The following is a 7,258-nucleotide window of genomic DNA, read 5'->3' as shown; positions in this document are numbered from 1 at the left end:
TTCAGGGCTGAAGCGGTATTGCTGCTTTTCCAACATCAGCTTGGCGATTGCGATCAGCTCTTCCGCCGAGTAGTTCGGAAAATCCAGGTGATGCGCGATGCGGGAGGACATCCCCGGATTGCCCTGGAAGAACGTTTCCATGCGGTCCTTGTAGCCGGCTAAGATGACCACGAGGTCCTCTCGCTGATTCTCCATAACCTGGAGCAGGATCTCGATCGACTCCTGACCGTAATCGCGCTCATTCTCCGAACGGTAGAGATAATAGGCTTCGTCGATAAACAACACACCGCCCATCGCTCTTTTCAAGACCTCTTTGGTCTTCGGCGCGGTATGCCCGATGTACTGGCCCACGAGATCGTCCCGCGTGACCGCCGCCAGGGTGCACTTACGGATGTAACCCAGGCGGTGCAGAATCTCGGCCATCCGCATCGCGACGGTGGTCTTCCCTGTACCGGGATTGCCGGTAAAGCACATATGGAGGCTGGGCGGGCCTGACATCAGCCCCAGGCTTTTCCGCACCCTATCGACGAGCAACAAGGCCGCGATTTCCCGAATCCGCGTCTTAATCGGTTTCAGGCCGACTAGTTCCCGGTCAAGCTTATCAAGGATCTCCTGAATCTGAGAATCGCGGAAGACACTATCAAGATCTACCGGTGTATCGTCGGGGAGTCCGGATAGGGCCTTCTCTTCGGGGGTCTGTTCAACTTCCGCTTCACTCATCGACTTCCTCGTTCAATCCCCCTCGCCCCCTTTTGGGGGAGAGGGCTGGGGTGAGGGGAGCCTTTGCAAATCTACAACGATTACTTGTAACTGTACAGTGTGGGAAGGGAAGGGGTTGAACCCCCTTCCCTTCCCAGGATTGCCGATCGGTGCTCAGTCCGTATACCGCGCGCCCTCCGGTTTGTCGGTGGCATAACTGTGTACGACGTAGTTGACGGTGCGGCCACGTACCTCCTGCCGCACAAGGCCAAAGCCTGGCTCATGCGGCGGCCGGTGGACAATGAACGACAGACGGATAGTTTCCCAACCTTTGTTGTGGTCGAAGGCGTTCACCTTGATGTAGTGGTTGGGATAGGCCTTGCGGCAGGCGTCGATCTCATATATGATCCCCGCCGGGTCTTCCAGGTCGAACATCGGTAAGCCCCACATTTCCCAGAAGGTATTGCGGGGGTGCGGGTCATCCGTAAACTCGACACTGACGGCCCATTTATTGTGTAACGCATACTCCACCTGCTTTCTAATCTGGTCGTCGGTCAGATCAGCCAGGAACGAGAACGTGCCTTGGGTAATTCGCATATTGCTTCCCCCCTTCTCACCTACACGGCCGTTGTCGTCGGAACAAAGTCCGCGGTATCGGTCGAGGCATAGTTGAAGGTAATGTCCTTCCATACTTCCAGCGCTGTCCGCAATGGCTGGCACCACCGTGCGGCATTCGCCAGGATCTCCGGGCCTTCGTTGAAGTAATCGCGGCCCTCGTTGCGCGCCTGGACCATCGCTTCCAGGGCGACCCGATTGGCCGTCGCGCCCGCCGCAATGCCGGTCGGATGGCCGATAGTCCCGCCGCCAAACTGGAGCACCACGTCTTCGCCAAAGTAATGGAGCAACTGGTGCATCTGTCCGGCGTGGATGCCGCCTGAGGCGACCGGCATGACCTTGCGGAGCGCCGCCCAGTCCTGATCAAAGAACAGACCATTTTGCAGATTCATCGGGGTATGGGTTTCCCGCAGGGTATCGTAGAACCCCTTGACCATATACGGGTCGCCTTCGAGCTTACCGATAACGGTTCCGGCGTGGATATGGTCCACCCCGGCCATGCGCATCCATTTGCAGATGACGCGGAAGTTGACGCCATGAGTCTTCTGACGGGTATAAGTCGAATGGCCTGCCCGGTGCAGGTGCAGCATCATATCGTTTTTCCGCGCCCACTTCGAGATCGACTGGATCGCGGTGTAGCCGATGACCAGATCGATCATGATGATGACGCTGCCCAACTCCTTGGCGAATTCGGCGCGCTCATACATATCTTCCATGGTGGCGGCGCTGATATTGAGGTAATGTCCCTTCACCTCGCCGGTAGCGGCCGAGGCACGGTTGACCCCTTCCATAGCGAAAAGGAAACGGTCGCGCCAGTGCATAAACGCCTGCGAGTTGATATTTTCGTCGTCCTTCGTGAAGTCGAGGCCGCCTTTGAGCGCCTCATATACGACGCGGCCGTAGTTTTTACCGGACAGCCCCAGTTTCGGCTTGATGGTGGCGCCCAGCAGCGGGCGGCCGAACTTATCCAGGCGCTCGCGCTCCACCACGATCCCGGTAGGCGGACCCTGAAAGGTCTTGAGGTACGCCACAGGGAACCGCATGTCTTCCAGGCGCAGCGCCTTGAGCGGCTTGAAGCCGAACACATTGCCGATAATAGACGCGCTCACGTTGACGATTGAGCCCTCTTCAAAGAGGTCCAGGTCGTAGGCGATATAGGCGAAATACTGACCTGGACTACCCGGGACAGGATCGACCCTGTACGCCTTACCGCGATAAGCATCGTGATCGGTAAGACGGTCGGTCCACACCACTGTCCAGGTAGCAGTGGACGATTCTCCCGCTACGGCTGCGGCCGCCTCGTCCGGATCCACACCTTCCTGGGGAGTGATACGGAATACCGCAATCACGTCGGTGTCCTTTGGCGTATATTCCGGCCGCCAATACCCCATCTGCTTATAAGGGACCACGCCTCCCGCTTTATACCGGTCTTTTGGATCCTTGCTGGTTCCCGTTGTTACTCCTGCCATAGTGTCCTCCTTGACTTACCCTTTCACCTCTGTTCCACCGTTCGTTCTGCTGTGTCGCATTCCCGCGAAGATCCTGGACGGGATGTTTCTCGCCCCCAATGTTTCGTTGAGCGTGATCGGACCCAGGCCCATTCCGATGCGTGGCCTTAAATTATTCAGTTCTTATCATAAGGTCAAATAGAAAATTATTGAATGTGTCATAATGTTTCATCTATATAGCACGCGACGATCCTTCATACACAGCGCGTCGTCCTCGCTGCTGTAGAGGTACCCGGCCCCTGAAGCGCTCCTTGACATCCGGATATCCGACATAGTAATAATATCAGCCACAAATAAACCTGCAACCTTTGAGAGAGGACTGGGAGCCTTCCATCACTCGATGAATCAAGAACCGCGTCTCAATAACCAGCAGTTGTCCTCAAGCACCCCGAGCGCGCCGGGGACTCAGCCGTCCATGGCGAACATGGCCCTCGAGTTCATCAAGGACGGCGATGTGGTGGGTCTGGGTACCGGTCGGGCCGCAACCGCATTTGTCCGCGCCCTGGGTGATGCGGTCAAGGCGGGTCTCCGGGTCACAGCGGTCTCGACGTCGCAGGTTACCGCCGCGTTGGCAGCGCAGCTCGGAATACGCCTGGCAACGCTCGAAGAGGTGTCAAGCATCGATGTCACTTTTGATGGGGCGGATGAGGTCGATCCCCGGCTCGACCTGATCAAGGGCTACGGCGGCGCGTTGATTCGGGAAAAGATTGTGGCCGCCTCGTCACGAAGACTGATCATTCTCGTTGGGGTCGAAAAGCTGGTGCCGGTCCTGGGGAGTCGTGGCATCCTTCCCGTAGAAGTCGTGCCGTTCGGGCTGCCCCTCTGCCGGCGTCGCCTCGCAGAGCTTGGGTGCGGGCCAACTGTCCGCGAGCATGATGGGCAGCCGTTCGTGACCGATAACGGCAATTACATCCTCGACTGTCGCATCTCGCCGCTTCCTGATCCGGCTCCTTTCGAGCAGGCGATTCTTGGGGTCCCTGGAGTGGTCGGAACGGGGCTCTTCATTGGTATGGCTGACACGGTCCTGGTACAGGACGGCGATACGGTCAACGTACAACAACGCGGAGACCCGTGATGGGAGATCCGATGATCAGTAAAGGCATCACCCTTACCCGTCATCTTTTGGACGACCGGACACCGGTAGAGGGCGATCTGGGCGCGCTTCTCATCAAGATCGGCTCCGCCTCGAAACTGGTGTCGCGGGAGGTGAACCGAGCGGCGCTGCACGGTAAATTGGGATATACCGGGGAGGTGAACGTTCAGGGAGAGCAGATCGCCCAGCTTGATCTCTGGTCGAATGAGGTGCTTGTGGATGCGCTGAAGGAGACCGGTCTTGTCTGCACGATGGTCTCAGAGGAGATGGAGGCGCCGCTGCATGTCGACCGAAACTGCCTCCCCGGGAGCTATGTGGTCTGTTTCGACCCGGTTGATGGTTCGTCGAACATCGATATCAACGGCACAGTAGGGACCATCTTTTCGGTGCGGCATAGGCGTGGCCATGGGCGGGAGCATGTCGCGGCGGATATCTTGCAGAAGGGCACTGAGCAGGTGGCGGCCGGCTATGTGATGTATGGTCCCAGTACCATGTTCGTCTACGCCGCTGGCCAAACAGTGCAGGGCTTTACATGGGATCATACGCTGGACGATTACGTTCTGACACACCCCGATATTCGAATTCCGAGGCGGGGCAAGACCTACAGTGTGAACCATGGGAACTACCATCGCTGGTCCGAACCGACTCGCCGAGCGGTCGACTATCTGAGCATGCCGGACAAAGCGACAGGCCGACCCTATTCACTCCGCTATGTCGGGTCGATGGTAGCGGATCTGCACCGCACCCTGCTTGAAGGCGGGCTCTTCATGTATCCGGGCGAAGCCGGCGGAGGAAAGAATGCCAGCGGGAAGCTTCGACTTCTCTATGAGGTTGCACCGATGGCTTATATCGTAGAGCAGGCTGGGGGGCGGGCGAGTACCGGAGCTGAGCGGATCCTGGACATGGAGCCGTCGGAATATCACCAGCGCGTACCGATCATCATCGGCAGCTCCGATGACGTGGTTCTCGTCGAGGAGTTTTGCCAGGGGAAGCGTTAGCGGGTCCACGCACCGACCAACTCAGGCCGGATCCCGCCATACCGAGTTATTCAAGGGAGGGAGTGAGCATGAGTGAGCGTATCCGTGAGATGCTTGGTTGGTACAGCGGTGACAACCCGGGGACACTGACGAATCTGGCCCGGCTGCTTCACCACGGCTACCTTGGCGGCACAGGCCGACTGGTGATCCTGCCGGTTGATCAAGGGTTTGAGCACGGTCCGGCGCGAAGCTTTGCCGTTAATCCCCCCGCCTACCGTCCGCACTACCACTTTGAACTGGCGATCGAGGCGCGCTTGAGCGCCTACGCGGCGCCGCTCGGCTTCCTCGAGGCCGGCGCCAGGGAATTCGCTGGCCGGATCCCCCTGATCCTGAAGCTCAATAGCCACGACGTGCTGCACGATGAGAAGGACCCGTTTTCCTCGGTGACGGCCAGCGTGAAAGATGCGTTGCGCCTGGGCTGTGTCGGCGTGGGCTTCACGATCTACCCCGGCTCCGCTCATTGTGCTACGATGTATCAGCAGTTCCGCGAGATCGCGGCAGAGGCCAAGGCGTCCGGTCTGGTTGCGGTCTGCTGGTCGTACCCGCGCGGCTCCGGCCTGACCAAGGAGGGTGAGACGGCCATCGACGTGGTGGCCTACGCGGCCCAAATCGCAGCCCAGCTTGGCGCGCATTTGATCAAGGTGAAGCTGCCCAGCGCCCACATCGAGCAGCCGGAGGCCAAGAAGGTCTACGAGAAGACCAAGGTGCCGATCGGGACCCTGGCAGATCGCGTCCGGCATGTGGTCCAGAGCGCCTTCGATGGGCGACGGATGGTGATCTTTTCCGGCGGGGCAGCCAAGGAGGATGATAACGCGGTCCTGGACGAGATCCGGGCCATCCGCGATGGGGGTGGGTTCGGCACTATTATCGGCCGCAACTCGTTCCAGCGCCCGCGCGCTAACGCCATCGACCTGCTCACCAAGATCATGAAGATCTACTCCGGCGAGATATAGTAGGCGCCGCGCCGGCGCTCAATGCTGGGTTGTAACGTGAGGTAGCGCCCCACACGGGCTACGTATCACTCATTCTATCGCCCCTACCTAAGCCGAACGACCAAGTTCAGCAGACGACGCGCAGCATCGATTTGCTGTAGCCCATTGTTCGCCACCTTCTATGTTTGGGCCGTGACGAACGGCGGCGCATGTCTCACGCCGATGAGTCCGTCAATGGATAAATCTTCATCTACATCCGGCCAGTGAATTCCGTAGCCCGCTGGAGATATCTCGACGTTTTTCCTCTGTTGCTGTGTAGCTTTCCGCAAACGTTCCGACTTATCAGCAATATCGATCTGATAATCCCTCCCATCGACATGTAACCTCATGACTGTACCAGAGAAGGACACGTGTTGAATGTCGTGAACTTTATCCATTCTTCCCCTCCTGAAACCTATTCCGCTCGGTTGCTTACGCATCCAGCAATCGCTGCTGCAGCAGCGATTGCATGTCGCGGCGGCCATCGACAATCAGCAAAACATAAACCTTTTTGCCCATGACTCGGTAAATGATGCGGTAGGGTTTGAAGAAAACCTCGCGGTATTCCCGAATGCCCAGCGACAGCAATTCTTTCGGATAGGCACCGCGCTCGGGAGATTCGGAGAGTCTGGAGAAAGCTCTCTCAATCTGTTCCAAAACGTAATCTGCTTTTTGAGGCACATCGTGCAGAGTGATATAGTCACAAATCTCGTCGAGATCACGCGCTGCGTCATTGGTCAGCAGAACCGCGAACGGCATCAGTGAACGCCGCATCGCTCGCGCAGGCGTTTGAGTACATTCTCGGCGGGCTGGACCTTGCCTTCCTCGATCTGGCGGGTTCCGAGCGCCAGAATTTTCAGGAGAGCCAATGTGTCCTGAGTTTGCTCGTAGCTTTTGATGTCCTGTATGACGACTTTAGCTTCGCCGTTCTGCGTGATGACCAGTGGCTCGCGCTGCTCGCCTAGACACCTTACGATTTCGGCGACATGAGCTTTCAGGTAACTGATAGGCTTGATCTGGCTGGACAGTTTCATAGTGGTGCCTCCAATTCTTGAGTATGGCTAAATATAGCCCATAAACAGATCAACCGTCAAGATCGGCCAAGGCAACAAGTCTATGCTCCCTATCCCATTTTGTCATGGTCAATCGTTCTACTGAACCCCTTGATTTAACGTGAAGCACCATTTGGTGTTCCTCCGTGCCCTGATGTGTTAGGCAGCAGCAGCCTTCAGTCTTGTATCTTTACAGTAGCGTCATGAACAGGTATAGAGTCGTGGTCGAGGATCTAACACATCCGGACGTGACAGACCGCGTCAGTCTTGGTCCGGTGAGACC

General features: G+C 57.6%; 9 protein-coding genes. 3 read left to right on the top strand and 6 right to left on the bottom strand.

The features are described from left to right. From KGL31_14080 to KGL31_14070, 3 genes are all read right to left on the bottom strand, one after another. The coding region (locus KGL31_14080) for an AAA family ATPase (GenBank protein MDE2323007.1) at window positions 1-720 on the bottom strand (720 nt) is incomplete at its 3' end. Between the two features lie 153 nt (window positions 721-873). Beyond that, a complete protein-coding gene (locus tag KGL31_14075) occupies window positions 874-1,296 on the bottom strand; it encodes a ribulose bisphosphate carboxylase small subunit (GenBank protein MDE2323006.1) in 423 nt (140 codons plus the stop codon). 20 nt (window positions 1,297-1,316) lie between these two features. Beyond that, window positions 1,317-2,783 (bottom strand): form I ribulose bisphosphate carboxylase large subunit, encoded by a 1,467-nt coding sequence (locus KGL31_14070; protein ID MDE2323005.1) that lies wholly within the window; start codon window positions 2,781-2,783, stop codon window positions 1,317-1,319. Window positions 2,784-3,237: 454 nt separating this feature from the next. Here KGL31_14070 and rpiA point away from each other — a divergent pair, with 454 nt between their 5' ends. The 3 genes from rpiA to KGL31_14055 all read left to right on the top strand — a co-directional run bounded on the left by rpiA (window position 3,238) and on the right by KGL31_14055 (window position 5,905). Continuing rightward, window positions 3,238-3,897, top strand: a complete 660-nt coding sequence (gene rpiA / locus KGL31_14065) for a ribose-5-phosphate isomerase RpiA (protein ID MDE2323004.1) — start codon at window positions 3,238-3,240, stop codon at window positions 3,895-3,897. Beyond that, on the top strand, window positions 3,897-4,913 hold the full coding sequence (gene fbp, locus KGL31_14060; GenBank protein ID MDE2323003.1) for a class 1 fructose-bisphosphatase: 1,017 nt from the start codon (window positions 3,897-3,899) through the stop codon (window positions 4,911-4,913). Before rpiA ends, fbp begins: the two co-directional genes overlap by 1 nt. Window positions 4,914-4,981: 68 nt before the next feature. Continuing rightward, window positions 4,982-5,905, top strand: a complete 924-nt coding sequence (locus KGL31_14055) for a class I fructose-bisphosphate aldolase (protein ID MDE2323002.1) — start codon at window positions 4,982-4,984, stop codon at window positions 5,903-5,905. A gap of 158 nt (window positions 5,906-6,063) precedes the next feature. Here the strand turns inward: KGL31_14055 and KGL31_14050 are convergent, their stop codons facing one another. From KGL31_14050 to KGL31_14040, 3 genes are read right to left on the bottom strand one after another with little or no spacing between them, the layout of a single operon-like run. Further along, window positions 6,064-6,321 (bottom strand): DUF2442 domain-containing protein, encoded by a 258-nt coding sequence (locus KGL31_14050; GenBank protein MDE2323001.1) that lies wholly within the window; start codon window positions 6,319-6,321, stop codon window positions 6,064-6,066. A 34-nt stretch (window positions 6,322-6,355) separates the two neighbouring features. Continuing rightward, a complete protein-coding gene (locus KGL31_14045; protein ID MDE2323000.1) occupies window positions 6,356-6,682 on the bottom strand; it encodes a type II toxin-antitoxin system RelE/ParE family toxin in 327 nt (108 codons plus the stop codon). Beyond that, the gene (locus KGL31_14040) at window positions 6,682-6,957 is read right to left on the bottom strand and encodes a type II toxin-antitoxin system Phd/YefM family antitoxin (GenBank protein ID MDE2322999.1); all 276 of its coding nucleotides are present in this window, start codon (window positions 6,955-6,957) and stop codon (window positions 6,682-6,684) included. The genes KGL31_14045 and KGL31_14040 overlap by 1 nt, the downstream gene beginning before the upstream one ends. Window positions 6,958-7,258 lie beyond the last annotated feature (301 nt).

It is taken from the genome of Candidatus Methylomirabilota bacterium (assembly GCA_028870115.1).
Lineage (GTDB): Bacteria > Methylomirabilota > Methylomirabilia > Methylomirabilales > Methylomirabilaceae > Methylomirabilis.
The sequence above is the reverse complement of the archived record's forward strand: the minus strand, read 5'-3'. Positions and strand labels throughout refer to the sequence as shown.